A 1,004-nucleotide genomic window follows, 5' to 3' on the forward strand; every position below is an offset into this window, starting at 1 on the left:
ATTCCTGTCGGACCATGGCGTTGTTTTGCTATAATAACCTCGGCTTTACCCTTGGCTTGCTCCATTGCATCTTGCCATTTGCTATACTCAGCAGTGCCTTCTTTGGGTTCTTCATTTTTGAGATAGTATTCTTCGCGATAGACGAACAAAACAATGTCGGCATCTTGCTCGATTGAACCAGATTCACGTAAATCGGATAATTGGGGACGTTTATCGGTTCGGTTTTCAACTTGACGCGAAAGTTGTGACAGAGCAATGATGGGAATATTGAGTTCTTTTGCAAGTGCTTTTAATCCGGTGGTAATGGCTGTAATTTCTTGAACGCGATTTTCTAATGAACGCTTTGAACCGCTTGTCATGAGTTGGATATAATCAATAATCAAGACATCTAGACCATGTTGTCGTTTAAGACGCCTTGCACGGGCGGACAATTGTGCAATAGACACACCACCTGTTTGATCAATATAAAGAGGGATTGTTTGTAAGGAACGCATTGCGTGAATAATTTTTGCAAATTGCTCTTCTGAGATATTACCACGACGCATATCAGAAGAAGAAACCTTTATTTGTTCTGAGATAATACGGGTTGCAAGCTGTTCAGATGACATCTCAAGTGAGAAGAAACCAACAATACCCCCTTCATTGGCTTGGCTGTTATCATGACGCTTGCAAGCATTGGCAATATTAAAAGCAATATTGGTAGCAAGAGAGGTCTTCCCCATAGCAGGGCGTCCCGCAAGGATAATTAAGTCAGATGCTTGTAATCCCCCCATTTTCTCATCAAGAGTTTTGATATGGGTAGCTATCCCTGAGAGCTTTGAAGAACGCTTTTTCGCAGCGCTTGCCATGTTAAGTGCTTTTGTAATGGCTGTATTAAAATTTTCAAATCCACCTCCATATTTCCCTTTTTCTGCTAGCTCAAATAATTGATTTTCAACAGTTTCAATTTGTTGTGATGTTGTAAGTTCTACAGAAGCATCATAAGCTCTATTCACAACTTGAGT

The 1,004-nt window shown here is 40.5% G+C and carries 1 protein-coding gene; it reads right to left on the reverse strand.

Annotated elements, in window-relative coordinates; genetic code table 11:
• Positions 1–1,004: replicative DNA helicase (locus ACFIKB_RS09360; RefSeq protein WP_375653483.1), on the reverse strand; the 1,004-nt coding region annotated here is incomplete at both ends.

Origin of the sequence: Bartonella sp. MR110HLJHH (assembly GCF_042194225.1) — a bacterium.
Taxonomy (GTDB): Bacteria; Pseudomonadota; Alphaproteobacteria; order Rhizobiales; family Rhizobiaceae; genus Bartonella; species Bartonella grahamii.